Source organism: Nannocystis sp. RBIL2, assembly GCF_026626745.1.
In the GTDB taxonomy this organism is placed as follows: Bacteria; Myxococcota_A; Polyangia; order Nannocystales; family Nannocystaceae; genus Nannocystis.
Genome location: NZ_JAPNJW010000001.1, coordinates 1,345,775 through 1,371,663 on the forward strand (window position 1 = coordinate 1,345,775; position 25,889 = coordinate 1,371,663).

General features: G+C 70.9%; 21 protein-coding genes. 16 read left to right on the forward strand and 5 right to left on the reverse strand.

Translation table 11 applies throughout. The features are described from left to right. Window positions 1-24: 24 nt before the first annotated feature. From OV090_RS05305 to OV090_RS05320, 4 genes are all read left to right on the forward strand, one after another. The gene (locus OV090_RS05305; RefSeq protein ID WP_267702378.1) at window positions 25-1,506 is read left to right on the forward strand and encodes a hybrid sensor histidine kinase/response regulator; all 1,482 of its coding nucleotides are present in this window, start codon (window positions 25-27) and stop codon (window positions 1,504-1,506) included. After that, entirely contained in the window at window positions 1,503-2,594 is a 1,092-nt protein-coding gene (locus OV090_RS05310; protein WP_267702379.1) for an adenylate/guanylate cyclase domain-containing protein, read from the forward strand. Before OV090_RS05305 ends, OV090_RS05310 begins: the two co-directional genes overlap by 4 nt. Before the next feature lie 194 nt (window positions 2,595-2,788). Further along, the gene (locus OV090_RS05315) at window positions 2,789-4,249 is read left to right on the forward strand and encodes a hypothetical protein (RefSeq protein WP_267702380.1); all 1,461 of its coding nucleotides are present in this window, start codon (window positions 2,789-2,791) and stop codon (window positions 4,247-4,249) included. Beyond that, window positions 4,246-5,415: a hypothetical protein gene (locus OV090_RS05320; protein ID WP_267702381.1), complete on the forward strand. Its 1,170-nt coding sequence runs from the start codon at window positions 4,246-4,248 to the stop codon at window positions 5,413-5,415. Before OV090_RS05315 ends, OV090_RS05320 begins: the two co-directional genes overlap by 4 nt. Here the strand turns inward: OV090_RS05320 and OV090_RS05325 are convergent. Beyond that, the gene (locus tag OV090_RS05325) at window positions 5,412-5,705 is read right to left on the reverse strand and encodes an HU family DNA-binding protein (RefSeq protein ID WP_267702382.1); all 294 of its coding nucleotides are present in this window, start codon (window positions 5,703-5,705) and stop codon (window positions 5,412-5,414) included. The genes OV090_RS05320 and OV090_RS05325 overlap by 4 nt on opposite strands. A gap of 639 nt (window positions 5,706-6,344) precedes the next feature. Here OV090_RS05325 and OV090_RS05330 point away from each other — a divergent pair. Genes OV090_RS05330 through OV090_RS05340 form a run of 3 tightly spaced genes read left to right on the forward strand, consistent with a single transcriptional unit; the run spans window position 6,345 to window position 8,028 of the window. Then, window positions 6,345-6,599, forward strand: coding sequence for a hypothetical protein (locus tag OV090_RS05330; RefSeq protein ID WP_267702383.1), 255 nt, complete (start codon window positions 6,345-6,347; stop codon window positions 6,597-6,599). A 35-nt stretch (window positions 6,600-6,634) separates the two neighbouring features. Then, window positions 6,635-7,438 (forward strand): hypothetical protein, encoded by an 804-nt coding sequence (locus OV090_RS05335; RefSeq protein WP_267702384.1) that lies wholly within the window; start codon window positions 6,635-6,637, stop codon window positions 7,436-7,438. Between the two features lie 5 nt (window positions 7,439-7,443). Then, window positions 7,444-8,028 (forward strand): hypothetical protein, encoded by a 585-nt coding sequence (locus OV090_RS05340; RefSeq protein ID WP_267702385.1) that lies wholly within the window; start codon window positions 7,444-7,446, stop codon window positions 8,026-8,028. 89 nt (window positions 8,029-8,117) lie between these two features. Here the strand turns inward: OV090_RS05340 and OV090_RS05345 are convergent, their stop codons facing one another. Next, window positions 8,118-8,525, reverse strand: coding sequence for a hypothetical protein (locus tag OV090_RS05345; protein WP_267702386.1), 408 nt, complete (start codon window positions 8,523-8,525; stop codon window positions 8,118-8,120). A 91-nt stretch (window positions 8,526-8,616) separates the two neighbouring features. On the opposite strand from OV090_RS05345, the gene OV090_RS05350 reads away from it, so the two are divergent. After that, a complete protein-coding gene (locus OV090_RS05350) occupies window positions 8,617-9,618 on the forward strand; it encodes an FHA domain-containing protein (protein ID WP_267702387.1) in 1,002 nt (333 codons plus the stop codon). 213 nt (window positions 9,619-9,831) lie between these two features. Then, the gene (sthA, locus tag OV090_RS05355) at window positions 9,832-11,283 is read left to right on the forward strand and encodes a Si-specific NAD(P)(+) transhydrogenase (RefSeq protein WP_346660383.1); all 1,452 of its coding nucleotides are present in this window, start codon (window positions 9,832-9,834) and stop codon (window positions 11,281-11,283) included. Between the two features lie 54 nt (window positions 11,284-11,337). Here the strand turns inward: sthA and OV090_RS05360 are convergent, their stop codons facing one another. Continuing rightward, entirely contained in the window at window positions 11,338-12,816 is a 1,479-nt protein-coding gene (locus OV090_RS05360) for a VWA domain-containing protein (protein ID WP_267702389.1), read from the reverse strand. Window positions 12,817-13,005: 189 nt separating this feature from the next. Here OV090_RS05360 and OV090_RS05365 point away from each other — a divergent pair, with 189 nt between their 5' ends. The 3 genes from OV090_RS05365 to OV090_RS05375 all read left to right on the forward strand — a co-directional run bounded on the left by OV090_RS05365 (window position 13,006) and on the right by OV090_RS05375 (window position 16,061). Continuing rightward, entirely contained in the window at window positions 13,006-13,473 is a 468-nt protein-coding gene (locus OV090_RS05365) for a hypothetical protein (protein WP_267702390.1), read from the forward strand. A 94-nt stretch (window positions 13,474-13,567) separates the two neighbouring features. Continuing rightward, on the forward strand, window positions 13,568-14,284 hold the full coding sequence (locus OV090_RS05370) for a hypothetical protein (RefSeq protein WP_267702391.1): 717 nt from the start codon (window positions 13,568-13,570) through the stop codon (window positions 14,282-14,284). Window positions 14,285-15,089: 805 nt separating this feature from the next. Further along, complete coding sequence (locus tag OV090_RS05375; RefSeq protein WP_267702392.1) at window positions 15,090-16,061, forward strand: cation diffusion facilitator family transporter; 972 nt, start codon at window positions 15,090-15,092, stop codon at window positions 16,059-16,061. Between the two features lie 153 nt (window positions 16,062-16,214). Here the strand turns inward: OV090_RS05375 and OV090_RS05380 are convergent, their stop codons facing one another. Next, entirely contained in the window at window positions 16,215-17,087 is an 873-nt protein-coding gene (locus OV090_RS05380) for a hypothetical protein (RefSeq protein ID WP_267702393.1), read from the reverse strand. A gap of 185 nt (window positions 17,088-17,272) precedes the next feature. On the opposite strand from OV090_RS05380, the gene OV090_RS05385 reads away from it, so the two are divergent. After that, on the forward strand, window positions 17,273-18,265 hold the full coding sequence (locus OV090_RS05385; protein WP_267702394.1) for a prenyltransferase: 993 nt from the start codon (window positions 17,273-17,275) through the stop codon (window positions 18,263-18,265). A gap of 144 nt (window positions 18,266-18,409) precedes the next feature. Here OV090_RS05385 and OV090_RS05390 read toward each other — a convergent pair whose 3' ends face one another. Further along, window positions 18,410-18,904 (reverse strand): hypothetical protein, encoded by a 495-nt coding sequence (locus tag OV090_RS05390; RefSeq protein ID WP_267702395.1) that lies wholly within the window; start codon window positions 18,902-18,904, stop codon window positions 18,410-18,412. Window positions 18,905-19,030: 126 nt separating this feature from the next. Here OV090_RS05390 and OV090_RS05395 point away from each other — a divergent pair, with 126 nt between their 5' ends. The 3 genes from OV090_RS05395 to OV090_RS05405 all read left to right on the forward strand — a co-directional run bounded on the left by OV090_RS05395 (window position 19,031) and on the right by OV090_RS05405 (window position 25,790). Beyond that, window positions 19,031-19,720, forward strand: a complete 690-nt coding sequence (locus OV090_RS05395) for an MBL fold metallo-hydrolase (protein WP_267702396.1) — start codon at window positions 19,031-19,033, stop codon at window positions 19,718-19,720. A gap of 98 nt (window positions 19,721-19,818) precedes the next feature. Then, window positions 19,819-23,061, forward strand: coding sequence for a PilZ domain-containing protein (locus OV090_RS50490; RefSeq protein ID WP_267702397.1), 3,243 nt, complete (start codon window positions 19,819-19,821; stop codon window positions 23,059-23,061). Next, the gene (locus OV090_RS05405; RefSeq protein ID WP_267702398.1) at window positions 23,058-25,790 is read left to right on the forward strand and encodes an HD domain-containing phosphohydrolase; all 2,733 of its coding nucleotides are present in this window, start codon (window positions 23,058-23,060) and stop codon (window positions 25,788-25,790) included. The genes OV090_RS50490 and OV090_RS05405 overlap by 4 nt, the downstream gene beginning before the upstream one ends. The last annotated feature ends 99 nt before the right edge of the window (window positions 25,791-25,889 follow it).

The window sequence follows — 25,889 nt, forward strand, 5'->3', positions numbered from 1 at the left end:
GCATACTCGGACCGCAGGAGATCCGTGAACGACGCCGACGATCCCCTCGCGCTCAACGACGAGATCGCCGCCCTCCGCTACTACGTCGGGGAGTTCACCGAGCGCGAAGAAACCCCCGCCGCGCTCGCGGCCCTCGAGCGGGTCGAGGCGCGGCTCCACGCCGCCTTGCGCACGCGCACCGCGATCCTCTCCGATCTCGGGCACGAGCTGCGCACCCCGCTGAACGCCATCCTCGGGTTCTCGCACCTGCTCCGCGAGGACGTCCTGCTGAGCGCCGAGCAGCGGGCCCACATCGAGGTCATTCACCGCAGCGGCGAGCAGCTGCTCGCGCTGATCGACGAGCTCACCGGCGGCACCGACGAGGGCGCCGGCCAGGTCGGCTTCGACCTGCACTACTTGCTGGATGACCTCGCGGACATGTTGTGTCTACGAGCCGCCGGCGCCGAGGTCGCCCTGCGCATCGATCGCGCGACCGATCTCCCGCGGCGCGTCCGCACCGACCAGGTCCGCCTGCGTCACTTGCTCCTGCTCCTGCTCGGCAACGTGCTCGAGGTCCCGCGCCGCGACCTCATCGTCGTCCGTGTGCGCATGGAGCCGGGGGCCGCGCCGGGCACCGGCGTGCTGCGCTTCGACATCCGCGCCCCCGGCATCGACCTCGCCGACCTGCGTCTGCGCTCGTTCGTCCGCACTGACGCCGGTTTGCAGACCGACGAGCCCGGTCGCGGCCCCGAGCTGGCGGTCGCCATCGCCAACCAGCTGGGCGGCGAGTACCACGTCGCGCCAGACCAGCTCACCCTCACCTTGCCGGTGGGTCTCGGGCGCGGCGCCGACGATCCGCGGCGGTCGGCGCGCAAGATCCTCGGCCTCGTCGCTGGCCAGGAGGCGCCGCGGATCCTCGTCGCCGAGGATCGCTGGCAGAGCCGGCAATTGCTGGTGCAGGCGCTCTCGCGGGTCGGATTCGAGGTTCGCGAGGCCGCCGACGGGCGCGAGGCCATCCACTTGTGCGAGACTTGGCGTCCGCACCTCGTGTGGATGGACATGCGCATGCCCGGAGTCAGCGGCATCGAGGCCACGCAGCAGATCAAGCAGAGCCCGTGGGGCGCCGAGACGGTGGTCGTCGCCCTCACGGCGAGCGCCTTCGAAGCCGACGAGGCGACCGCACGCGCGGCCGGCTGCGACGACTTCCTGCGCAAGCCGTTGCAGCTGCATCAAGTGTTCGACAAGCTCGGCGAGCGGCTCGGCGTCACCTATGTCTACGACGACGCCCCGTCGATCGCTCGCGTCGACGCGACCGCGCTGCACGGGCTGCCGTCGCCGTGGCTGTCGGCGCTCGAGCAGGCCTGCCTGCAGGCCGACGTGTTCACCATCGCGCGCATGATCGACTTCGTCCGCGCCCAGGCGCCGCAGGCCGCCACTGTCCTTTCGGACATGCTCGAACAGTACAACTACGCCGCGATTATCGACCTGACCCGGCACGCGTTACAAGCCGCCGGAGGTGGCCCATGAGCGAGAAGTCCTATCAGCCCGTGCGCGGCGACATCCTGGTCGTCGACGACACCCTCGTGAACCTCCGGATCTTGACCGAGATGCTGGCCGCCCAGGGCTACAAGGTGCGGCCAGTGACCTCGGGCCCGCAGGCGCTGCAGGCCGCGGCCGCGGCCGCGCCGGACCTCGTGCTCCTCGATATCAACATGCCGGGTATGACCGGCTACGAGGTCTGCCAGCAGCTCAAGGCCCAGGCCGACACCCGCGACGTCCCCGTCATCTTCATGAGCGCCCGCGACGAGGTGCTCGACAAGATCCGCGCCTTCGAGGTCGGCGGCGTCGACTACGTCACCAAGCCGTTCCACCTCGAGGAGCTGCTCGCCCGCGTCGCCACCCACGTCTCGCTGCGCGCCCTGCAGCGCCAGCTGGAGGACGCGCGCCTCCTGGCCGAGAGCGCCGCCGCCGCGCTCGCCGACGAGAAGCGGCGCAGCGACGACCTGCTCTACAGCATGCTGCCGCAGAGCGTCGCCAACACCCTCCGCGAGGGCCGCAGCGTCGTCGGCGATCACTATCCGCAGGTCACGGTCCTGTTCTGCGACATCGTCGACTACACGCGGGCGGCCAGCGACCACTCGCCCCTCGAGGTGTTCGAGCTGCTCGGCCGGCTCTACACCCGCTTCGACGCGCTGATCGAGCGCCACCCCGTCTACAAGATCGAGACCGTGGGCGACTGCTACGTCATCGCCGGCGGCGTGCCCGACCCCAACCCGCGCCACGCCGACGCGATCTGCGACGTCGGCCTCGACATGCTCGAGGCCGTCGATGGCATGGCCCTGCCGACCGGCGCGCCGCTGCAGATCCGGATCGGCGTCAACTCGGGCCCCGTGGTCGCCGGCGTGGTCGGCACCAAGATGCCGCGGTTTTGCCTGTACGGCGACACGGTCAACATCGCCAGCCGGATGGAGACCACCAGCCAGCCGATGCACCTGCAGATCAGCCAGTCGACCCACGCGCTGATCGACCCGAATCGCTACGAGATCGAGGAGCGCGGCGAGGTCGCGCTCAAGGGGCGCGGCAACATGCGCACCTACTTCGTGCGCCGCCGCTGAGGTCGAGCGCCCGCGAGCGCCCGCGAGGCCCTGCGCGCCCGTGAGCACCCGTCCGTCGCCACGCCGCGCATGGCCGCGTGGTAGGCTCGACGGGCCGCCCGCGGGACTTCCGTTCGACTTCCGAATTCGGCATCTGGAGCTGCGCTAAGCAGTCGAGCACTCCTTCCCCGGGCGGCTTACCTGTCCCGATGACCATGTCCGCCGAGACCCGTCACGCCGCCGCCGCGCGGGTCACCTGCGAGGACCTGGTCGTGTTCCTCAACGCCTGCTTCTGCTGCACCGGCCAGCGGGAGTTCTACAGCGACGGCCACGCGCAGACCGTCTCGATCGAGTTCCTCCACGACTACATCCGCGGCAACTACCGCCGGCTCTACGCCCGCACCCTCGCCGCCGGCGTCAACCACTTCAACCGCGCCCGGATAGTCACCGAGCTGCTGGCCAGCTCGCGCCACCTGGGGCCGGGCGAGCGGCGCGACGAGGGCCGGCTGGTGGTCGCCGCCCTGCGCTCCCTGCCGGCCCCGCGGGCCTACCGCGCGCTCCTGGCCGTGCGCGCCCGCGGCGTCAACAACCGCCGGCTGCGCGCCATCGTCCGCGACTTCCTGTCCTCGCGGCCAGATCTGCAATTCGACGCCATCAAGTACCGCGACAAGCTGCGCGACCTGATCTTGCACACCCACCTGCGCCTGCCCGGCGAGCTCGGCGGTTTTTTGTTCAAGGGCTGGAAGCAGCGCCGCTACGCCACCCCGCTGCTCGAGACCTTCCGCCAGGCCCACTTCAGCGACGAGGCGATGTACGAGCTGCCGTTCACCGTCGCCGAGGGCATGGCGGCCCGCCGCAACATCGACCGGGCCGTGTTCCTGCGGAAGATCGCCCCGCGCCTGACCGCGCTCGAGCGGTTGCGCCTGCAGAACACCGCCGCGCGCGAGGGCGTGAAGGAGCTGGCGATCGACCTCGCGCGCGCCGGCCTCACGCGCGTGGCGATCTATCTGCTCTCCTTACCCTCCGCCGAGCGACGCGAGCGACGGGCCGAGCTGCAGGCCGCCCTCGACGGCGCCGCGCGTCGCTGCCTGCGCGAGGCCCCGCTCGCGCTCGGCCGCGTCGCCGCCGTCCTCGACCGCTCCTACTCGACCACCGGCTCGCCGGACAAGCCGCGCCGCTCGCTGGCGGTCGCGCTCGGGATCGACGCCTTGCTGCGGGCCGCGAGCGCCGAGTACATGTCCTTTTGGACACCTGCCGAAGGCGACCCGCTGCTGGCCGGCCCGCGCGGCCAGACCGACCTCACCGGTCCCTTGCTGGACGCGCTCGAGGCCCGGCCCGAGCTCGTCGTCGTCGTCTCCGACGGCTTCGACAACGACCCCACCGGCGGCGCCGGCGAGGTCTGCCGCGTGTTCAAGGCCCGCCTCGACCCCGAGGGCCGCACCACCATCGTCCACATCAACCCCGTCTTCGATGCCCCCGAGCTGGGCCCGCGGCGCCTCGGCCCTGGCGTCCCGACCCTCGGCCTGCGCGACGCCGAGGACCTGCCGACCGCGCTGGCGTTCGCCCGCTTCGCCGCCGGCGACCTCTCCCTGGGCGAGCTCGAGGACTACCTGGCCCGCCGCGTCGACGTGTTCCTGCGCCGGGCCGAAGTCGCGCCGCTGGAGGAGGGCGCGTGAAGTTCGACGACACCAGCGAGGGCCTCGGCCTGCGCGGCCTGCAGGTCGCCCCGGCGCAGGCGTTCGGCGCGGTGCGCCTCGTCCCCTTGCTCAAAGAACATGTCCGTGAGGACCTGCGCCTCGGGACACTCGAGTTCAAGGACCGGCGCCCCCACGCCGTCGGCCTGCGCGGCCAGGCCGACGCCCCGACGGTCGCCTATTGCTCGTACATCCCGCACGCCTACGTCCTGCGCTGGTCGAGCGACGGCACCGCCGTGGCCGCCCGCGGCGCGGCCTTGACCGACAAGCAGCTCGGCCTGCGCGAGGTCGGCGGCGTGCGCGTGCTCCACCGCATGGTCCGCCAGGAAGAGCCGGGCGCGCTGCGGTTCCTGCCGCTGCACCTGGCGATGGAGGGCTTCTTGTCGCTGCACTTCGGCGGCCCCGACGTCGCCTGGAGCGAGTACAGCCGACAGGCGCTGAGCCACGGCCTGTCGCCGCGGCGCGAGCGCGCCGTGCTCGGCAGCTACGTCCACGGCCTCGAGGACGCCGTGCGGATGTTCGAGATCCACGAGCGCCAGGTCGGCGCCCTCGTGTTCGTCGCCGACGCCCTGGCGGCGATGGTCGTGTTCCCCCACCCCGACGACTACCGCGCGCTGCACCGCAGCCTCGTGCGCGACTTCTTCGGCGAGCTCGTCTACCAGTACGCGATCCTCTACGACGACGTCCCGGCCCACCGCGTCGCCGTGCGCGAGGCCGAGATCTCCGACCTCGCCGGCCTGCGCGCCGCAGTCGCCCGCGCCCGCGCCGACTGGACCGCCTTCACCGCCGACATGGCCGCGGGCGTGTTGCGCGAGACTCTGCGCTGGAAGACGGTCCACCGGACCGGCCCGTTCCGCCTGCGCCGCTTCATGTCGGCGCTGCGGCCCGACGAGGACAACCACATCGGCGAGGCCATCGTGCGCGACAGCGGCGAGCTCGAGTACTGCAAGACCTTCCGCCTGTCGGCGGCCCAGGTCCGGCGCGCCTATCTGCTCGAGAAGCTGGCGCAGCACCACTGGGACCTCGCGCGCACGGCCGAGTCCCTCGGCGTCGAGGTCCCGGCGCTGCTGGTCCGCCTACGCAACGCCGGCTTCGGCTACTTGCTCAAAGAACATGTCCTGAAGAACCTGCCCTCCGGGACTGTTTAGGCCTCCAGCGCCGCCTTGAGCTCGCGCGCCGGCTTGAACCGGACCGTCTCGCTGCGGGGGATCTCGATCGCCTCCCCCGTCTTCGGGTTGCGCCCGGGCCGCGCCTGGGTCACGTGGACCGAGAACGAACCGAAATTCGGGTGAACGTAGCGCCCCTCCCGCCGCAGGCTCTCGGCCACCGCGGCGAACACCGCGTCGACCACCTTGCCCGTCGCCCCCACGGACAGCTCCGGACCGCCGCTCTCGTCGAGCTGGCGGCGGATCGTCTCGATCAACTCCTTGCGCGTCATGGCCTGAGGCTAGCAGGCCCGACCTGCGTGAAGGGCGCACTCCGGCGGTGTGGCCGGCCGGCCTCGCACCACCCGCCGCGCGATCTCTCGCGGCCGCGGCGGTATAATTCGCCGTCGTTGCAGATGCATCGACCGCCGCCCGCGCTGGGGCTCCGCCCGCGAAACAACGTCTGTCTGCGCATACAGGAACGTGCGCCAGGCCCCGGGCGGCGCCCGCGTCGACGCATGAGGCCGCCCAATCGGGGGGTCCTACGGTATTGTTCGCTGCATTCGGCCTGTCGGCGAAAATGGCACAACTGCCGTGATTGTATCGAGCCTCACAAATGTTTCTCGGCCGGGCCCGGGTCGCCCGCCGGGGGCCCGCGATCGGCCGCGTTCCATGCTTGTACAATCAATCTTGACCCGCCACTATACATCTGAGCATGATTGCAACTCGCTACCGCGAGCGTTAGCGTCGACGTTGCTCTAGGGTCATTGAAGCGTGGACGGCCCCACTCCGGTGCATCGAGACCGGTCGCGTCAACCGTTAGCCCTTACGGGCCGCTGGCCCTTCGGGCCGATCCCCTCCATGCCCTCACCAGGCACCCCACGGACCAGATACCCCGTCGGCCACCCATGACCAGCACCGCCAAATTCGCCTTGGGTTTCTCCCTTAGCCTGGCTCTCGGCACCGGCGTGTTGTCGCAGCCCGTCGAGCCCTCGGCCGGCTGGTTCGGCAACTGCCTCATCTGCAAGTGGGATCCCTGGGGCGGCCCGGCGTTCTGCGCGACGACCTCCAGCAAGGGTTGGTGGGGCTGCTACGCCACCGGTTACAAGTGTCTCAATGGCGGCCAGCCGTGCGGCAAGAAAGCCCCCACGCCGGCCGCCACCGGCGAGGCCGGCCTGACCCCCTGATCCCCGAACAACGAGCACGGAAGCGGCGGTTCGGAATGTCCCCAAGGAAGCTGGTCTTCACCCTCGCCGGCCTCGCCGCCGTCTGTGCCCTGCTCTCCTACGCGGCGAGCGAGCGCGTCGGCGGCCTCCGCGGCGGGGCGACGGCCTCCGCGGCCACGCGTTCGGCCGGGCCCGGCTACGGCTCCTATCTACAGATCGCCGGCGTCCAGCCGCGGGACTACGACGCCGCCAACAAGGGCGCCCGGCGCGACGGGGACGCCTGGGTCCTCGGCGACGTCGACCTCGAGGCCGTCCGCGCCGCCGCCGCCGCGCCCGAAGACCTCGACCGCCTGGCCGAGGCCGACCCGAAGTGGATCCCGACCCAGACGTGGAAGATGCGCCACGGCGGCGCCAGCCCGTTCGCCATGGCCAAGGAGCACTGCAGCGCCCGCCACCTCGCGCAGATGGAGGCCATGTGCAAGGCCGACATCAGCGTCGTCGTCGAGCGCCAGAGCCCCGGCGACGGCCACGTCGTCTACGCCCGGCCCACCCTCGGCGACGAGGCCACCGATGACTGCCACGCCTACGCCGACTGCATCGCCCGCAACGCCTGGCTCGACCGGCCCACGCCGCTGCCTGACGGTCGCACCCGCTATCACGCGTTCCAGGCCGGCGACATCCGCCTGCCGATGCACGGCACCAAGGACGAGTGGCAGACGAGCCTGCGCTCGGAGATCGAGCTCGTCACGGACAACCTCACCGCGCTGCGCCGGCTCGACCCGGCGGACCCGCAGATCCGCCAGAGCCTGGATCTGCAGCAAGATCTGCTCGAGCAGCTCGAGTGGATGGCCGCATTGTGAGCTCGTTGCGCCGCCATCGCCCTCTCCTCGCCGGTCTGGCCGCCGGCCTCCTCGTCGCCGTCGCGGCCGCCTGGCTGCTCGATCCAGCCCGCTGGCTGCGCCCCGGTGTCGGTCGCGTCTTCGTCATCGGCACCTGTTCTTACAGCAAGGTCGCGCTCGACATCCTCCGCGCCGACCCCGCCGCCCCGTTCATCCCCCTGGTCCTGCCCGCCGACGTCCCGGAGTTCGAGGCCGACGCCTGCGACGTCGCCCGCGCCCGCCTGCAGCGCGGCGGCGCCTTCTGGCTGGCAGTCCTCCCGCGCGACTACGTGTGCCGACGCCTGCGCGACCTGGCCGCCGCTCGCTTCGCCGGCGAGACCACCGGCGAGGGCTATCCGGCATGGGTCAGCGCCCAGGGCGAGTTCGTCGGCCTCGGCGTCGACCCGCGCCAGATCGCCGCGCTCGGCCTGACCCCGCCGCCCGCCGTGGTCCGCTTCTGGGTCGAGGGCGGCTACGACCGCGCCCTGGTCGAATCGCTGGGCTTCGCCGTCCCCGAAGGCACCGTCCAGGGCCCGCGCCAGCCGACGCCGATGGCCTCCGTGGTCGACTGACGGTTGGCTCGAAGGACATGCCCTCGGGGGCATGTCCCACTGGACATGCTCTCGACAACATGTCCTGTCGTTCACCTGGCGACGCCCCTTCACTCGCGCTCCAGCACCTCGGCGGCCTGCAGCGCCACGAAGCTCCACGCGAACAGGCCGAGCGTCACCAGCACCGCGAGGCGCAGCCCGGTCGCGATCGCGTAACAGACATGGAGCCCGGCGCAGGCCGCGAACAAGCGCCAGCGAGCGCGTGAGGGTCGTCGCGCCAGCAGAGCGGCCGCGGCCGCCGCGACCGCCGCGAAGTACCCGATCCACAGCCAGCCCGAGGCCGGCACGCCTGGCAGGGCGCCAGCCTGGAGCCCGGCGGCGATCTGCTCGATCACGCTGTGCTGTTCGCACTGGTCGAGCACCGGCAGGGCCGCGCAGGCGAGCCCGAACAGCGCTGCCGCGCGGCGCACGGCCTCGCGCCGCCAGCGTTCGGCGATGTCTTCCTGCCCCCGGCTCACGACACCACCCTACTGCGCCGCGCCGGCGAACGCACGCGCGCGCGCAAATTCGCCCGCGCCGCCGTCGATCGCCCCGGCTATCATCATCGGGATGGCCGAGGCTCACGGAGACGGAGACGACGACAAGCGGAGCCGCGCGACCCGCATCTTGGCCGCGCCGGTCGAGCCGCGGACCTCGTTCGCCGCGACCTTCAAGGCGATGTTTCGCGAGCTTCACCCGATCTACGCCGCCTTCGACAAGGACGGCCTGCTCTGCGTCGCCGCGCGGGAGGACGGCAAGATCGCCGCCTACGTCCACCTGCCGATCCTCAGCGAGCAGGGCGCCTTCGGCGTCATCGGTCGCCACGAGTGCTGCGGCCTCACCCTCCACGACGAGGACGTCTCGCTGCGGCACGCGCTCGTGCGCGTCAGCCAGCAGGGCCTCGGCGAGGCGCGCGTGCGCCTCATCGACCTCGACTCGTCGAACACCTTCCGCACCGAGGACGGCCAGGTGTGCAAGTCGGTCCTCGCCGAGGGCCCGCTGTTCGTCCACTTGCTCGGCTACCAGCTGTTCCTGTTCCCGACCGGCACGCTGGCCCCGAGCCGCTGGGAGAGCAGCGCTGACGCCACCTGGCAGTCCTTCCCCGAGCGCGTCTACCTCGATCACCGGATCCCCGAGCGCGCCAATCGCGAGCAGCGGCGCCCGCAGCCCGCGGGTCGGGCGAGGCGGCACACGTACATGACGCTGCTCCCGGCCGCCCAGCACTTGCGCGCCAAGCCCGGCGCCGGCGGGCGGATCGTCGGCACCATCCTGCTCTCGGCCGAGAACACCCAGATCGCCCACCGCGTGTGCGCCGAGGACCTCGAGCGCGGCATGCTGATCGGCCGCTACGAGCGCTGCCAGCTCGCCGGCGCCAGCCACAGCCTGTCGCGCGTCCACCTGGTGCTGCTGCTCGACGAGGGCGACATCTGGGCCGTCGACACTGCCAGCCTCAACGGCACGATCGTCGACGGTCAGAAGATCAGCGCGATCGTGCTCGACCGCGAGCTCGAGCTCAAGCTGCCGGCTGGCATGGGCATGCGCTGGGTGCCCGAGCACATCCCGCCCTCCTGAGCGACGCCCACGCTCGCCTCGACTCGAGCGAGTGACGCGCGACCCAGCCTCGCTCGTGCGTGACGCGCTCTCGCACGCGCTTGGAGCCCGACGTGCACGAGCGGGCCGACGTCCGACCGCTGCGACGCCGTCTCTGCCGCTCGCGGCTGCACGCGCGTCGCGGCCTGGTAAGCTTTGCGCGCCCGAGGAGCCCGCGTGACCGCCGAGCCCAACCTGTCCTCTTCGCCATCTGGTTCCGTCCCCGTCCGGCCGAGCGGCCTCGAATTCGACGTCGTCGTCCTCGGCTCCGGCCCCGGCGGCGAGGGGGCCGCCATGCTCGCCGCCAAGGCCGGCCGACGCGTCGCCCTCGTCGAGCGCCACCGCGCCGTGGGCGGGGCCTGCACACACCTCGGCACGATCCCCAGCAAGGCCCTGCGCGAGGCCGTGCGGACGCTGAAGAGCGTGCGCCAGAACCCGCTGTTCGCCGACCTCGTCGCCGGCCACGTCGTCACGTTCCCCCAGCTCCTCACCGGCGCGCGGCGCATCATCGACAGCCAGGTCGAGCTGCGGCGCAGCTTCTACCACCGCAACCACGTCGAGGTCTTCACCGGCCAGGCGCGCTTCGCCGACCCGCACACGATCGAGGTCGAGGAGCCCGGCGGCGCGCGCCCGCGCCTGCGCGCCGGCGGCATCGTCATCGCCACCGGCTCGCGCCCCTACCGGCCGCCGGACGTCGACTTCTCGCACCCGCGGATCTTCGACAGCGACACCATCCTCGGCCTCGGCCACCACGGCCGCGAGCGCGCCCCGCAGTCGATCACCATCTACGGCGCCGGCGTCGTCGGCTGCGAGTACGCCTCGATCTTCCGCGGCCTCGAGATGAAGGTCAACCTCGTCAACAACCGCGACAAGCTGCTCGCCTTCCTCGACGACGAGATCATCGACGCCCTGTCGTACCACCTGCGCGATCAGGGCGTGCTGATCCGCCACAACGAGATCTACGAGCGCATCGAGCCCCAGCCCGACGGCGTCGTCGTCCACCTCAAGTCGGGCAAGAAGCTGCGCTCCGACATCCTGCTGTGGGCCAACGGGCGCACCGGCAACACCCAGGACATGGGCCTCGAGGCGATCGGCATCCAGCCCAACAGCCGCGGCCAGATCGAGGTCGACGACGTCTATCGCACGCGCGTCCACCCGCACATCTACGCCGTCGGCGACGTCGTCGGCGTCCCGAGCCTCGCCTCCGCCGCCTACGATCAGGGCCGCTTCGCCATGACCCACCTGCTCCACGGCGAGTGCGACGCCCGCCTCGTCAAGGACATCCCGACCGGCATCTACACCGACCCGGAGATCAGCTCGGTCGGCCGCACCGAGCGCGAGCTGACCCAGGAAGGCGTGCCCTACGAGGTCGGCCACGCCCTGTTCCGCAACCTCGCCCGCGCCCAGATCACCGGCATCCGCGTCGGCGTGCTCAAGCTGCTGTTCCACCGCGAGACCCTGCAGATCCTCGGCGTCCACTGCTTCGGCGATCAGGCCGCCGAGATCATCCACATCGGCCAGGCGATCATGGCCCAGAGCGGCGAGGCCAACAACCTGCGCTACTTCATCAACACCACCTTCAACTATCCGACCATGGCCGAGGCCTACCGGGTCGCCGCGCTCAACGGCTATAACCGCGTGTTCTAGCGCCCGGCGCCCTCGCAGCGCCGGGTCGGCAACGAATCACCCGGCGCCCGCGCCTCACTTGCCGAGCTTGTACGCCTTCGCCTTCGACTTCTTGCCGTAGATCTTGGCCTGCTCCGCGCTCTGCCTGGCCATGTCGAGCCCCGACTCGGCCTCCTTGAGCTCCTCGATCTGCTTGCTCAGCTTCGGGCTCGGCGTCACCTTCTGCTGCTGCTCGAGCGCGACCACGCTGTCCTTCAGCACCTTGCGCGCCTTGTCGTAGTCGCCGCTGTCGACCGCGACCGCGGCGGCCTGCATCTGCGCCGCGCTCTCGACCTCGGCCACGCGGACCGTCACCTCGGTGCGCTCCGACCGGCGGACCTCCTCGGCGTCGGCGCTGGTCGGGGCCGACAGCGCCAGCTTGCCGTCGACCGGCCGGCCCTGCTGGGTCTGGTCCTTGGCCTTGAGATCGATCGTCCCGAGCGCGAGCTGTCCCGTCGCGCCTGTCCCGAAGTTCACCTGCAGCTTGACCACGATCTCGCGCACCTGCTGGGCCGCCAGCGAGCCGACCAAGATCGACGCGCCCTGCGGCGTCTCCTGCCACGAGTAGCCGTAGACCTGGCGCACCTGCACCCCCGGCGCCATCTGCATCGTCACCTCGATCCCCGAGGCCACGGTCGCCACCAGCCCGGCGAACTCGTCCGACAACACCCGCGAGATCGCGTCGGTCCCCTGGATGAAGTGATAGCGCCCGCCGCCCTGGTCGGCGAGCCGCGTCATCAGCTCCTCGTTGTAGTCGAGCCCCACCCCGAGCGTCGACACGCTGACCCCGTGGCCGAAGTTCTCGCGCGCGCGCTGCCCGAGCACCAGCGGGTCCTTCTCGCCCTCGTTGGCCTGGCCGTCCGACAGCAGCATCAGGTGGCGCAGCTCGCTCTCCTTGCGCGTCTTCGGATCGAACACCTCGAACCCGCGGAAGAGCGCCGGACCGAGGGCGGTGCCGCCTCGGTCGGTGATCGCCAGCACCGCCTTGCGCGCGGCCGCGAGGCCCGCCTCGTCAGCGACCACGCGCTCGGTCAACACCTCGACCTCGCTGTCGTAGGCGATCAGCGTCAATCGATCGTGCGGCTTCAACTCCTTCAGCAGATCGAGCGTCGCCTGCTTGACCGCCAGCAGCTTCTCACCGGCCATGCTGCCCGAGCGGTCGAGCACCACCGCGAGGTCGAGCGGCGGCCGCTCGCCGACGACCTCGCCCTCGCCACGCAACCGCAGCAACAGATGGACATCGAGCGTGCCATTGCGCCGATCGAGGACCTCGAATTGCGGCAACACCTCGAGCTTCACCGACCCCGAGGTCATCACCCAACCCAGACCTCCAGGCACCGCCGCCTCCGCCTTCGCTTCTACCTTCGCTTCTACCTTCGCCTCGGCCTTCGCCGGCTCGCTGGACGCCGACGCCTCGCGCCTGGGCTCGCCCTTGCCGGTACATCCGCTCGTGACGAGCAACGCGAACATCGTGAACACGAACGGGACCTGCGAGGACGGACGCGACTTGGACATCGCCAGCCTGCAACGCCGTCGCGGTCCGGTGGTTCTGATCGCACGACGACTGCATCTCGATCGCGGCTGCGAACCCTCGTCCTCGACGATCTCGCACCGCGAACGCGGCCGCTCGAATTCGCGCCTCGCAGCCTCGTCGTCGAGGCTGTCTTTTCGGACATCTGACTCCAACCACGCTACTGTCCCCGCGTGTCGGTCCGCCTCGTCGCCCTCCTCGTCCTGCTGGTCCTCGGATGCGCCCACAGCCCGGCACCGCCGCCGGGTCCGCGCGTGCTGGCCGGCAGCGCGCAGATCCAGCGAGCCGAGGCGACGGTCGAGCTGACGCTCCGCTACGAGGTGCGCGAGGGATCGGCGCTCGAGATCTCGGCCGAGTTGCGCGGCGGCGGTAGCGGCAGCGTCGGCGCCGTCGCCGTCGAGCTGCGCCCCGACTGTTTCGAGCTCGCGGGCCCCGCCGCCTGGACCGCCGAGGTCGCTGCAGGCGAGACCGCGAGCAACACCTGGAAGCTGCGCCCCACGACCGAGGGCATCGCGCGGGTCGAGGTCCGCCACGGCCTCGCCGGCAGCGACCTCGACGGCATCACCACGGCAGCCTTCCGCGTCGGCGCCGACGCGATCCGCCTGTGCGCCACCGCCGACTGCGCCGGCGAGGCGCCGTGACCGGGTCGCCGCGCCAGTTTTGCGAAGCGAGATCGCGCAGGGAGTTTTCCCGGGGCCGGTCTGTTATCCTGTCGGAGTCGGGGACCCCAGAGTCATGACTGAACAACGCGAGTACGCCACCCGCACCAACCTTCACGCGTTTTATTCTCACAGTCAGCTCTTGATCGTCGCCGAGGGCGAGCTGCCGTCGACCGAATACGAGATCGACATCGGCCACCAGGCCGGCGAAGCCGTCCCGACCTTCGCGCTCACGCATCGCGCCCGGCCCACCGCCGCCGACGCCCCGCCCAAGGCCACGCCGTTCCGCTACGGCGAGATCTTCAGCATCGGCCGCCCGCCCGACGTCATCCGCGTGCGCCACAAAGAGGGCCTCGACGACGTCAACGTCGAGTTCACGCGCGACGACCTCGTCGACATCGTCCTCAGCCTCAGCGGCGGCGACGTCGAGGTCACCCTCCCCGACAGCGACGGCGACACCAACGCCCCGATCCCGCCGCCCCCGCCGTCCGGCTTCGACACCAACCCCCCGGCGCAGGAGAACTCGGCCCCGCTCGAGACGCGGCCGCTGACCGCCAGCGAGAAGGCGGGGATCCTCGGCGACATCGCCGTCCGCTACCGCGAGGCGATCGGCTACTCGAACAAGCTCTCGTTCGACGAGGCGTTCGCCGACGCGCTCAAGAAGCTCCCGCCGCCGTCGGTCAAGTTCCCCGACATGCTCGAGACCGTCGAAGTCGTGCAGATCGGCGCGAGCTTCGGCGGCATCGCCGGCTTCCGCCGCCTCGAGGTCCGGATCCGCGCCTACCCGGATTGACCTGATTGCATGTGCACGGGCCGCGCGAAAAGGGGTTCTTCCCAAGCCCCGCGGCCCTGTGGTAGGAACCAGTTCGTGCTTCGCGGCCCAGTCACAGGAGGACAGGTCTAGCTCGCTGCTCTGCAGCGGGGCGGCGTTGCGCCGCCCGAGCGTCTTCCCCACCATCCATCACAAGGAAGGCTATTCCAGAACGTCGCTGATCGTCCGTAGCCCATACGGGCCGCGACGGGCTGGTACAACCTCGCCAATCGTGGTTCCGTGCGCGGCCCGTATGGGCTACGGACGGCGAGTTCAGTGAGCCTTCCATGTCCCAGGTCTTGAGGTAGATCCTCCACGACAGGTCAACGATGCACGGACGGCCGAGGCGCGAACAGCTCCTCGGCCGTCGCTTTTTCTGGTATCGTCCTCCTCGTGCTGCGCGTGTGCGAAGGAGGTCAGGTCTAGCTCGGTGCTCTGCACCGGGGCGGCGTTGCGCCGCCCGAGCGTTCTGCACGTCATTCGTCACAAGGAAGGCTGTTCCAGGATTCACTGATCGCCGAGGTACCGGTCGCATCGCGACGGGCTGGGCCAACCTCGACGATCAAGGTTCCGTGCGCGATGCGACCGGTACCTCGGCGGTGAATCCAGTGAGCCTTCCATGTCCCAGGTCATGAGGTAGAACTTCTCGCCGCGCACGGCACGTGCGGCCCCGACGACCTCCCCGCCGCGCGCGGGACGGCCCTCGGGGCCGCGGCTTTTTGGTCGCTGTGCGCGCCTCTGCCCGCGTTCGCTTGACATCGCGGCGCTTCGGCCCGATGCCAGATCCATGGGTACCCACACCCACTCGCGGGCCCCGCGAGAACGCGCCCGACGCGCCCTGCGCGTCGCTCTCGCCCTCAACTTCGCGTTCCTCGGGCTCGAGACGGTCATCGCGTTCATCAGCGGCTCGCTGGCCCTCCTCTCCGACGCCGCGCACATGGTCAGCGACGTCGCCGCCCTGGGGCTCGCCCTGCTCGCCTCCGAGTTCGCCCTGCGCCCGGCCGTGCAGGGCCGCACCTACGGCTTCGCCCGCGCCGAGGCCCTCGGCGCCTTCGCCAACGCCCTGTTCCTCGCGTTCGCCTGTGCCCTGATCGTCCACAGCGCGATCGGTCGCCTCAGCACCGGCGACACCCACTTCGAGCCCGAGCCCGTGCTCGTGGTCGGCGTCGCCGGCCTCGTCGTCAACCTCGCCTCGGCCTGGTACCTCGCGCGCAGCGGCGGCGACAACCTCAACATCCGCGGCGCGCTCATCCACATGCTGGCCGACGCCCTTGGCTCGCTCGGGGCCATCGTCGCCGCCGTGCTCGCCTCCACCTGGGCGATCCACTCGGCCGACTCGATCCTCAGCCTCGGCATCGCCGTCCTCGTCCTCTTCAGCGCCTGGGGCGTGCTGCGCGACGCCACCCGCGCCCTCCTCGACTTCGCCCCGACCCACCTCCCGCAGGAGCGCGTCGAGGCCGAGCTGCGCGGCCTCGCCGGGCTGTCGGAGATCCACGAGCTCCACCTGTGGAGCATCGGCGGCGCGCCGGTGCTCACCGCTCACCTGGTCCCGGAGCCAGGTGTGGCCCCCGGCGACCTGCTGGCCCGCGCCGAGCACGTCCTGCGCGAGCACCTCGGCGTCGTCCACACCACCCTGCAGATCGACGACCCCGGCCCGTGCGCGCAGCGGCGCTGCCCGCTGTTCGACGAGCAGCTCGCGCAGCTGCGCCCGCACGGCCACGGCCACGGCCACTCGCACGGCCACGGCCACGCGCACTGACGCGAGCGCGGGCCGCCTGTCCCGCGAGACAGGTCGCCGTCGATTTCACATGTCCTTCAAGACATGCGGTTCATGGCGTGTCGCCAGCAGCGACGCGACATGAACCGCGCAGCTCACCTGTCCGCCAGGACAGGTGAGCCCCCGCTTCTCCGCCTAGAACCCGATCTCCTTGCACGTGCAACCGGGCACGCCCGGGCCGCACTGCGTCGGCGGGGCCGGGTTGTCCGCGCTGACCGACAGCGGGATGTAGCGGTCGGGCGACTGCGTGTGCCCGTCGATGCGCGTCCACACGTCGGCCGCGGGCTCGAGCGCGTTGACGGCCGTCGCGTCCTCGTTGGTGATGAACGGGACCAGCAGCTTGTCGTCGGGGTAGCCGAAGCTCTTGAGGCCCTCGCTGAGGCCGTAGTGCGGGCCGAGGTACTTGCAGCCGGCCTGGTTGAACTTGGCGAACACGTCGCTCGGGCAGCCGGTGCCGGTGGCCTCGCGGTAGTACTGCAGGAACGCGATCTCGCAGCCCACGCCGCCCGAGCAGCGGACCAGATAGCGCCAGCCGCTCTTCTGCGGGTCGATGCAGGGGTGGACGCAGGGGTTCCAGCTGATCGGCAGGCCGTCGCCGGGGCGCAGCTTGTCGGCGTAGCAGACCTCGCCGCGGAAGAACGGCAGGACGAAGGTCGAGAGGTCGCCCTCGCCCATCCCCGTGCAGTCGTCGGGGGCGTCGCAGGTCGCCGGCGGCCCGGTGGTCGCCGTCGGATCCCAGCCGGTCGTCTCGCTCGTCGCGGTGGTCGACGTCGTCGCCTCGGTGGTCCCCGAGTTGCTGTCGCTCATGCTGCCCTCGGAGCTCGTGGTCGGCACCGCCGTCGTCGTCGGCACGTCGGCGGTCGTCGATTCCGTGCCCGTCGCGCCGGTCGCGTCGGTCTCGGTCCCCGTGACAGGCGACGACTCCGACACAGTGTTGAGGGCAGCGGTCACCATCTCGTAGTTGTCCTGGCAGCCGACCGCGAGCGCGAGCGCGGGGAGCCAGGCCATACGCGGCCAAAGCTGAGACATGGGCATGCCGAGCAGTGTAGAGGCTCACCGGGCCGCGGGCGACTTCCCGGCCGCGCGGCCCGCGCTCGCGCCCACGGGGGTACGTGGCCCCGCGCACGACCCTGGCGCTCGCGGCGCCTGCTTCGGCGCTCGCACCCGGCCCGCGGGTTCGGCAAGCTTCGCGCATGTTCGACCTGCGCATGTGGTTTCGGGCGCTGCAGATCATCCCGCGGCTCAGCAAGGACGAGTGGGACCGCCTCGACGTCGTGAGTCGCTGGCTCGTCGCCACGCGAGCGGCCGTGTTCGTCATGACGATCGTGTCCGCTGGAATCGGCGGGATCCTGGCCGCGCGCGACGGTCACTTCTCCGGCCTGAACTTCCTCGCCTGCCTGATCGGCCTGGTGTTCGCGCACGCCACCAACAACCTCGTCAACGACCTCACCGATCACTTGCAGGGCGTCGACAAGGGCAACTACTTCCGCGCCCAGTACGGCCCCCAGCCGCTCGAGCACGGCCTCATGAGCGTGCGCGACGTGCTGCGCTACACCGCGATCACCGGCGCGGTCGCCCTCGCCGCCGGCGCGTGGCTGATCGCCGCGACCGGCACCACCGCGCTCGGCCTCATGCTCGCCGGCGTCTTCTTCGTGCTGTTCTACACCTGGCCTTTGAAACACATCGGCCTCGGCGAGCCGACCGTGCTGCTGGTGTGGGGTCCGCTGATGGTCGGCGGCACCTACCTCTGCACGGCCGGCCAGTGGAGCTGGGACGCCGCGCTGATCGGCAGCGCCTACGCGCTCGGCCCGACCGCAGTGCTGTTCGGCAAGCACACCGACAAGCTGCCCGCCGACCGCGCCAAGGGCATCTTCACCTTGCCGGTGCTGCTCGGCGAGCCGCTCGCGCGGCGCTGCGTCACCGTCATGCTCGCCCTGCAGCTGCTCGCAGTGGTCGCGCTGGTGTGGCGCGGCGCGCTCGGCTGGCCGCTGCTGATCGTGCTCGCCGCAGCGCCGCTGCTGCGCGACACCGCCGCAGTGTTCGCCCGCCCGCGGCCCGAGACCTGCCCGCCCGGGTTCCCGAAGCACATCTGGCCGACCTATCTGGTCGCCTACGCCTTCCGCTACAACCGCCGCTTCGGCCTGCTGTTCCTGCTCGGTCTGCTGATCGATCTGGCGCTCCGGTGAGCGGCGCCCGGCGCGGCTCGGTCCGACCGCGGTGATCGGGGAAGCGCACGCCGCCGGACGCGCGAAGGGCCGAAGCGGTCGTCACGACCGCCTCGGCCCTGCTGGCAGATCAAACAGTGACCGGTCGCACCGCCGCGCGGCGGTTCACTTCGGCGCGGGCGCCGGCTCGGCGGGCGCAGCGGCGGCCGGAGGCGTCGAGCCCGCGGCAGCGGCGGCCGGAGCGGCCGAGCCGGTCGAGGGCGTACAGATCGGCGGCTCGGTCGCGGCCTCCTGGACCTTGTTGGCGACCCCGTAGCAGCCCCACACGACCTCGAGCTCGCGGCACGAGCCGGGGTTGAGCTCGATGAACTTGGCGGCCCGCCCGCGCGCCTCGGCCGACTGACCGATGTTGGGACCCACCCACTGGAGCTGCAGTCGACCGAGGATCTCCTTCGTCAAGCCGACATTGATGCTCTCGCGCGCCGCCGCGTTGGTGACGCATTGATTGTAGTCGACGATGTTCTGCAGCACGCAGATGTTCCCCTCGGACAGCACATAGCCCGACTCGCAGCCTCCGGGGCTCTTGGAGCTGTCCTTCTTGCAGGCGACGGCGGACAGGGCGGCAGACGATAGAGCGATGACGGCGAGGGTACGGAGCATGGGGGGGCCTCTTCGTTGCGGCCGATTGTATGCCATAGGGGTCCGCGCGCCGCACGAAATTCGCCGGGCCTGGGAAAAATGCGACCCCGATCGCGTAAAACCGCGTCCCGGGCTATCTTCGCGGCCATGAGCGAGCCTTCCGACCTGTACTTCCGTCAAGTGCCGATCGGGCCGATGGCCAACTTCATCTACTTCATCGGCAGCCGCAGCACGCGGACCTGCGTGGTCGTCGACCCCGCGTGGGACACCGACGCATTGGTGCGCCTGGCCGAGGCCGACGACATGAAGATCGTCGGTGCGCTCGTCACTCACTATCACCCCGATCATTGCGGCGGCGGGATGATGGGGTTCCGCGTCCCCGGCGGCGTCGCCGAGCTCATCGGCCGCGTCGACGCCCGGATCCACGTCCACAAGCTCGAGGCCGACGGGCTCAAGCAAGTCACCGGAGTCAGCGAAGGCGACCTCGTGCGGCGCGAGGGCGGCGATCGGCTCGCGCTCGGCGACGTCGAGATCACGTTCATCCACACACCTGGTCACACCCCCGGGAGTCAGTGCTTCTTCGTCCGCGATCGCCTCGTCGCCGGCGACACTCTGTTCGTCGACGGCTGCGGTCGCGTCGACCTCCCGGGCGGCGACGCGCAGCAGATGTACGAGAGCCTCACCGGGCCGCTGGCCGCGCTGAGCGACGACGTCGTCCTTTACCCGGGCCACAACTACGGCCCGACCCCCACGAGCCCGCTGGGTACGCAACGGAAGACCAACCGCTACTTGCGGATCCGCTCGCGCGACGACTGGCGGCGGCTGATGGGCCGCTGACGCGGGCGAGGGCGCGCGATGGACGGCGCGGCGCGTCGTTGTACGATCTCGGGTCCGCGGCCTCGGGCTGGCGGGTCGGGCTTCGGTAGGATGGGCGCGTGAACGTACAACCTTACGGCCGTCCCGGAGATCGCCGCGTCTACCCTCGGGTGGCATGCACGCTCGTGTGCACCGTCGCCAACGTCGGCAGCGGTCGGGTGTTGAACGTCTCCGACGGCGGGGCCTTCGTCGCGTTGCCCGACCAGCACGCGCACTTGCCCAGTCAATTGCTCCTGTCGGTCGCGCTGCTCGGCAGCGACCAGGCCGTCGACGTGTCCGCGCGTGTCGTCCGCGTAGCCGCACTGTCGCCGCATGGCCTCGGGGTCGGCCTGCAGTTTCTGGACCTCAGCGAGGCCGCGTCTGAGCAGATCCACCGTTACGTCCTCGGGCGGCTGCTGGCGGAGATCGCCGAGATCATGGAGGACAGCCCGCGACACGTAGACCCGCGCAACGTGCAGGTCGTGAGCGGCGTCGCCTCGGTCGCCAACACCTTGCGCGACATGATCGCCGAGGGCCCCGTGCCCGGCCTGTTGTTTCAGCGCGACGTCGGCGAGCTCGTCGACTTGCAGCTGTTTCAGGTCAGCGGCGCCGCGATGTTCGTGCAGCTGCGGGACGCCGCGGCGCGCTTGCCGGCCGTCGGCGATCACGTCCACATCACCTTGACGCGCGGCACATTCAACGCCCACGCGCACTCGCAGGTGCTCGACCGCAGCGGCGCCCGCGTCACGCTCGAGGTGCCGGCCAACCTCACCCGCTTCGAGCTGCGGCGCTCGCAGCGGCGCTCGCCCGGCCCGCAGGAGATGTTCGTCTCGATCCCGCTGCCGTATCCTCCGGGCAAGAAGCTGCGGCGCGAGGTGCTCGACATCTCGGCCACCGGCCTCGCCTTCAGGATGCGGCCCGACGAGGCCCTGCTGCTGCCCGGCACCCCGCTGCGCGAGGTCGTCGTCAGCGGCGCCAACGGCGACGGCGAGACCCGCAAGACCGGCCAGGTCATGCACGTCACCGCGGTCCAGGGCGACGCCGGCGCCGTCGAGTACCTGCGGGTCGGCCTCGACTTCGGCATCGCCGACGAGGCCTTCACCAAGGGCGTGCGCCCGCGCGGCGCCTCCGAGAAGAAGTCGCTCGGCTTCGTCGAGAAGATGGGCCTCTTGATCGGCCGGCTCATCCCGCGCAAGGCCCCCGCGCCGACCGGGCCGGGCGCCGGCGGCGTCGAGGTGGTGCGCTACCCCAACCGGCGGCGCGAGGACATCGTCGCCATCCTCAACACCACCCCGCGCGGCGACGGGCGCAAGCTGCTCGCGCCGGTGATCATCATCCCGCCGGCCCACTCGAAGCGCAAGGAGTCGACCTCCGGCCTCGCGCTCACTCTGGTCGAGAACTTCGCCCGCCGGCGCCAGGACGTCGTCGTGCTGCGCTTCGACGGCGTGCGCAACCTCGGCGAGAGCTACAAGGACCCCGACTGTCGCGAGCACGGGCGCGAGGCCATGCGCATGTCGCTGTCGCAGGCCGTCGACGACATCCAGGCCACCCTCGACTACGTCTACGACAACCCGATCTTCTCCCCGACCCAGGTCGTGCTGGTCTCGTTCAGCCTGCAGGGCGTCGTCGGTCGCCGCGCGGTGTGGCACGACAAAGGCAAGCGCGTTCACTACTGGCTCGGCATCAACGGCGCCCCCGCGGCCCAGGAGGTCATCCGCAACGCCTCCGGCGGCATCGACTACGTGTCGCAGCACGCCAGCGGCAAGCTCAGCGGAATCGCCAACATCCTCGGCGTCACCGGCGACATCGACCACTTCTGCGCCGATCTCTTGCGCGAGGGCCTCGCCTTCATGGCCGACGCCAAGCGCGAGATCGCCGAGATCCCGATCCCCGTCACCTGGCTGCTCGGCCGCTTCGACGCGTGGATCGACCCGGCCACGATCCGCGAGTTCATGGCCGTCGCCGCCCCCGGCTCGCGCGAGCTCGTCGAGCTCGACTGCGGCCACATGCCGCTGTCCAGCGTCGAGGCGCTGACCCTGTTCCACACCGCGGTGCGGCAGATCTGGCGCTTCCTCTTCCGCGAGGACATCGACCCGATCACGCCCGACCCGCGCGAACTCGTGCGGGCCCGCAACGCCGAGTGGCGGCGCGTCCCCAAGAGCCCGCTGCCCGATCGGCGCCGCTACTGGCAGGAGTACCTGCTCGGCGACAGCAGCTCGAAGCTCGCCTACGACGTCCTCAACGCCTGCGACGAGTACAACGAGTTCATCGAGCGCGAGCTCGAGCTGCTCGACGTCCGGCCCGAGCACGTCGTCTGCGACCTCGGCTGCGGCACCGGCAACCTCTCCGCCCGGCTGCTGCGCCGCCGCGGCGCCCGCGGACGGCCGCCGTGCGCGCGGCTGAACCTCGTCGACTTCGTGCCCGGCGCCCTCGACGAGGCCGAGCGCAAGCTCCGCGCCCTGGCGGACGAGCGCGGGCTCGCGCTGCCCGAGGTCGCGCGGCACTGCGTCAACATCGACATCAGCCCGGTGCGGACCCTCCGGCGCTTCCTCGCCGGGGAGCTCTACGGCTACGACGCGCTAAGGGGCATCATCAAGGGTCTCACGGGCTACTCGATCGACATGTGGAAGGCGGCGGAGGACTGGCGGCTGCACGACGTCTTGCGCGGGCGGGAGCTCGACAAGCAGGACCTCGCGTACCTCGCCGCCGCGTTGCCGGCGGACGAGCAGGACGTCGCCCTCGACTTCAACCGCATGACCCGCTGGCTGCGCGGGCGGCTCGGCCCGCAGGACCTCGTCCGCGACGCGCGGCCGCGGTTCGAGCGCGGTCAGGCGCCGGCGGTCGACGAGTTGCAGCTCGCGCGCCTGTCCATTCGGCCAGGCGATCAGGTCGAGCGCCTGCCGTTCGGCGACGCCACCTTCGACCGCGTCGCCTGCAGCCTGGTGCTCAGCTACCTGAGCAACCCGATCGAGGTCCTGCGCGAGCTCCACCGCGTGGTCCGGCCGGGCGGGCGGATCGTCGTGTCGACCATGCAGCCCGACTTCGACATGAGCCGGATCTACCAGAACCTGCTGCACCGGCTGCAGAGCGACCCGAACATGCCCCTGCCGCCGGGCGTCGACCGCGGGACCTTCCTGCGCGACGTGCGGGCCTTCCTCAGCAGCGCCGCGTTCCTCTCGATCCTCGCCGAGGAGGGCCAGTTCGCCTTCTTCTCCCGCGAGGAGCTGACCATGATGGTCGAGCGCGCCGGCTTCCGCCGCGTCGAGACCGTCACCGCCTTCGGCGACCCGCCGCAGGCGATCATCGCCGTGGGCCATCGATGAGCAGGAGCGACCTCCCCACCGTCAGCGAGAGCACCTTGTCGCGCGACGAGGGCTTCGCCGCGCGCGTGCGGGAGGACGTCGCGGCCGGCTACCGCCGCGTCACCTACCTCGGCATCGCCTTGATGCTGGGCTTCGGCGTCCTCGACATCATCAGCCTCGACGACCCGGCCCTGGTCGCCAAGTTCTTCGCCATGCGCCTGGCGCTCGCGCTGGTGATGGTCGCCCTGCTCAAGTTCAGCCAGCGGCCGCGGTTCCAGCGCTACGTCGAGAGCGTGTGCGCCCTGGCGATGTACCTCATCGGCTCCTTCATGGGCCTGATGAGCGCGCTCAACCTCGGCCACAAGAGCCACTACTACGCCGGCATCACCCTCACGCTGATCGCCGTCGGCGTGTTCGTCCCGATCGGCCCGCTGCACGTCCTCGTCACCTCCACCGCCGTTTACCTCACCTTCGTCGGCCTGCTGATCGCGCTCGACCCGGTGCCGCTGGCGCAGTGGGACTGGTCGGTGTTCGCCGCCAACAGCATCTTCCTGATCTCGACCGCCACCACCGTCACCGTCGGCGCCTACTTCAACCGCCGCCTGCGCCGGCGCCTGTTCGACGCAGCGTTCGCCCAGCTGCAGACCAACGAGGAGCTGCGCAGCGTCTACGAGCGCATCACCCACAGCTACCAGGAGGTCTCGGAGAAGAACCGCGAGATCGAGGAGGCCTACCGGGCCAAGAGCCAGTTCCTCGACAACATGTCGCACGAGCTGCGGACCCCGCTGACCTGCATCCTCACCCCGCTCGAGGGCCTGCTCGCCGGCAACGCGCGCGGCGAGGTCCGGCAGGTGTTCGAGGACATGCACACCGCCACGCGGCAGCTCTACGACCTCATCAACGACCTCCTCGACTACTCGAAGTACGGCGCGCGCGACCAGCCGCTCGCGCGCGAACCGGTCGACCTGCGGACCGTCGTCGACGAGCAAGTCAAGGCGTTCGGCAGCACCGCGCGCCAGCGCAAGCTGGTCCTGCAGTGGGACCCGCCGCCCGAGCCGGTGGTCGTCCTCGGCAGCGGGCGCGAGCTCGGCAAGGTCGCCCGCAACCTGATCAGCAACGCGATCAAGTTCACCCCGGCCGGGGGTCGCGTCAGCGTCGGCGTCGGCGTCGACGGCGAGCGCGTGCGCCTGTCGGTGAGCGACACCGGCATCGGCATGAACGACACCGTCAAGGCCAAGCTGTTCACCCCGTTCTTCCAGGGCGACGCCACCTCGACGCGCGCCTTCGAGGGCACGGGCATCGGCCTCGCGCTGGTCAAGACGATCGTCAACCGCCACGACGGCGAGGTCGTGGTCGACAGCAGCCCCGGGCGCGGCACCACCATGACCGTCGAGCTGCCGAGCCGGCCGCTCGATCCGACCGAGCTGGTCGGCATGGCCCCGGCGCAGCCGGCCCCGGGCGAGTCGATGCTGGCCATTCCTGTCCCCGAGGACATCCTCGCCATGCCGGCCATGAGCATGACGCGGATCGAGCGTCTGCCGGCGATCGAGCGGGTCGAGCTGCTCGACGCGACGATGCCGACCGCGGACCTGTCGTTCCCCGGCGCCGTCCCGCTGCTCGGCGAGCACCTGCTGGCCGCTCGCGGCGAGCGCAGCCGGATCCTCGTCATCGACGACCACCCCGAGATCGTCCGCGTCATCGAGCGCCTGCTCGCGCCGCAGCACGACGTCTACACCGCCACCAACGGCGAGGAGGGCCTGCAGAAAGTCCGCGAAGTCCGGCCCGCGCTCGTCATCTCCGACGTCATGATGCCCAAGCTCTCGGGCTTCCAGCTGGTCGAGCAGCTGCGCAAGGACCCCGACTTCGAGCGCGTGCCGGTGCTGCTGCTGACCGCCCGCGCCGACGGCCGCGACCGCGTGCGCGGCCTCCGGCGCGGCGCCAGCGACTACCTCGTCAAGCCCTTCCTCCCCGAGGAGCTCAAGGCCCGCGTCGGCAACCTGCTGCGGGCCCAGCACTACGAGTCGTACCTCACCCGCCTCAACGAAGAGCTGGCGACCAAGAGCAGCTCGCTCGAGACCCGCGTCCACGGCTTCTTCATCGACACCGTGCGCACTCTGGTCGCCGCCATCGACGCCAAGGACTTCTACACCGGCGGCCACTCCGAGCGCGTCAGCTACTTCGCGGTGCGGATCGCCGAGCACATGAAGCTCGCGCGGCCGCTCCTGCGGACCATCGAGCTCGGCGCTCTGTTACACGACGTCGGCAAGATCGGCATCCCCGACAAGGTGCTCAACAAGCCCGGCGCGCTGACCCTCGAGGAGATCGAGGTCATCCGCCAGCACACCGTGCTCGGCGGCAAGATCCTCGAGAAGTCGCCCGAGCTCGCCGAGCTGCGGCGCTTCGCCCTGCACCACCACGAGCGCTGGGACGGCACCGGCTACCCCGACCGTCTGCGCGGCGACGACATCCCGCCGAGCGTGCGCGTCGTCAGCGTCGCCGACTGCTGGGACGCGATGGTCTCCGACCGCATCTACCGCGCCGGCATGGAGCCGCGGATCGCCGCGGAGAAGGTCAGCAAGCTAGGCGGAAGTCAGTTCGATCCGGGCGTCGTCGAGGCGATGATGGAGATCTGGCCCGAGCTCGAGCTGCCGCCCAACTTGCGGCCCCTGAAGCCGCGCACGAGCCCGGTCGAGAACCGTCAGGGCCCACGCGTCAGCGAGTGCGGCGAGGTCTACGAGGTCCACAACTGACGCGCCTCTGCCGCCGGGATCGGGGGTCGCATGCGTAGGCGGCTGCGCACGCGCAGGGCAGCTCCGCCTCGCCGTGACAAACGGCTGCGGCCGGTTACA

What these genes read in the sequence shown, in the direction of transcription:
- OV090_RS05310 (WP_267702379.1), top strand. Translation starts at nt 1,503, where the DNA reads ATGAGCGAGAAGTCCTATCAGCCCGTGCGCGGCGACATCCTGGTCGTC.
- OV090_RS05315 (WP_267702380.1), top strand. Translation starts at nt 2,789, where the DNA reads ATGTCCGCCGAGACCCGTCACGCCGCCGCCGCGCGGGTCACCTGCGAG.
- OV090_RS05325 (WP_267702382.1), bottom strand. Translation starts at nt 5,705, where the DNA reads ATGACGCGCAAGGAGTTGATCGAGACGATCCGCCGCCAGCTCGACGAG.
- OV090_RS05335 (WP_267702384.1), top strand. Translation starts at nt 6,635, where the DNA reads ATGTCCCCAAGGAAGCTGGTCTTCACCCTCGCCGGCCTCGCCGCCGTC.
- OV090_RS05350 (WP_267702387.1), top strand. Translation starts at nt 8,617, where the DNA reads ATGGCCGAGGCTCACGGAGACGGAGACGACGACAAGCGGAGCCGCGCG.
- OV090_RS05360 (WP_267702389.1), bottom strand. Translation starts at nt 12,816, where the DNA reads ATGTCCAAGTCGCGTCCGTCCTCGCAGGTCCCGTTCGTGTTCACGATG.
- OV090_RS05370 (WP_267702391.1), top strand. Translation starts at nt 13,568, where the DNA reads ATGACTGAACAACGCGAGTACGCCACCCGCACCAACCTTCACGCGTTT.
- OV090_RS05375 (WP_267702392.1), top strand. Translation starts at nt 15,090, where the DNA reads ATGGGTACCCACACCCACTCGCGGGCCCCGCGAGAACGCGCCCGACGC.
- OV090_RS05380 (WP_267702393.1), bottom strand. Translation starts at nt 17,087, where the DNA reads ATGGCCTGGCTCCCCGCGCTCGCGCTCGCGGTCGGCTGCCAGGACAAC.
- OV090_RS05385 (WP_267702394.1), top strand. Translation starts at nt 17,273, where the DNA reads ATGTTCGACCTGCGCATGTGGTTTCGGGCGCTGCAGATCATCCCGCGG.
- OV090_RS05390 (WP_267702395.1), bottom strand. Translation starts at nt 18,904, where the DNA reads ATGCTCCGTACCCTCGCCGTCATCGCTCTATCGTCTGCCGCCCTGTCC.
- OV090_RS05395 (WP_267702396.1), top strand. Translation starts at nt 19,031, where the DNA reads ATGAGCGAGCCTTCCGACCTGTACTTCCGTCAAGTGCCGATCGGGCCG.
- OV090_RS05405 (WP_267702398.1), top strand. Translation starts at nt 23,058, where the DNA reads ATGAGCAGGAGCGACCTCCCCACCGTCAGCGAGAGCACCTTGTCGCGC.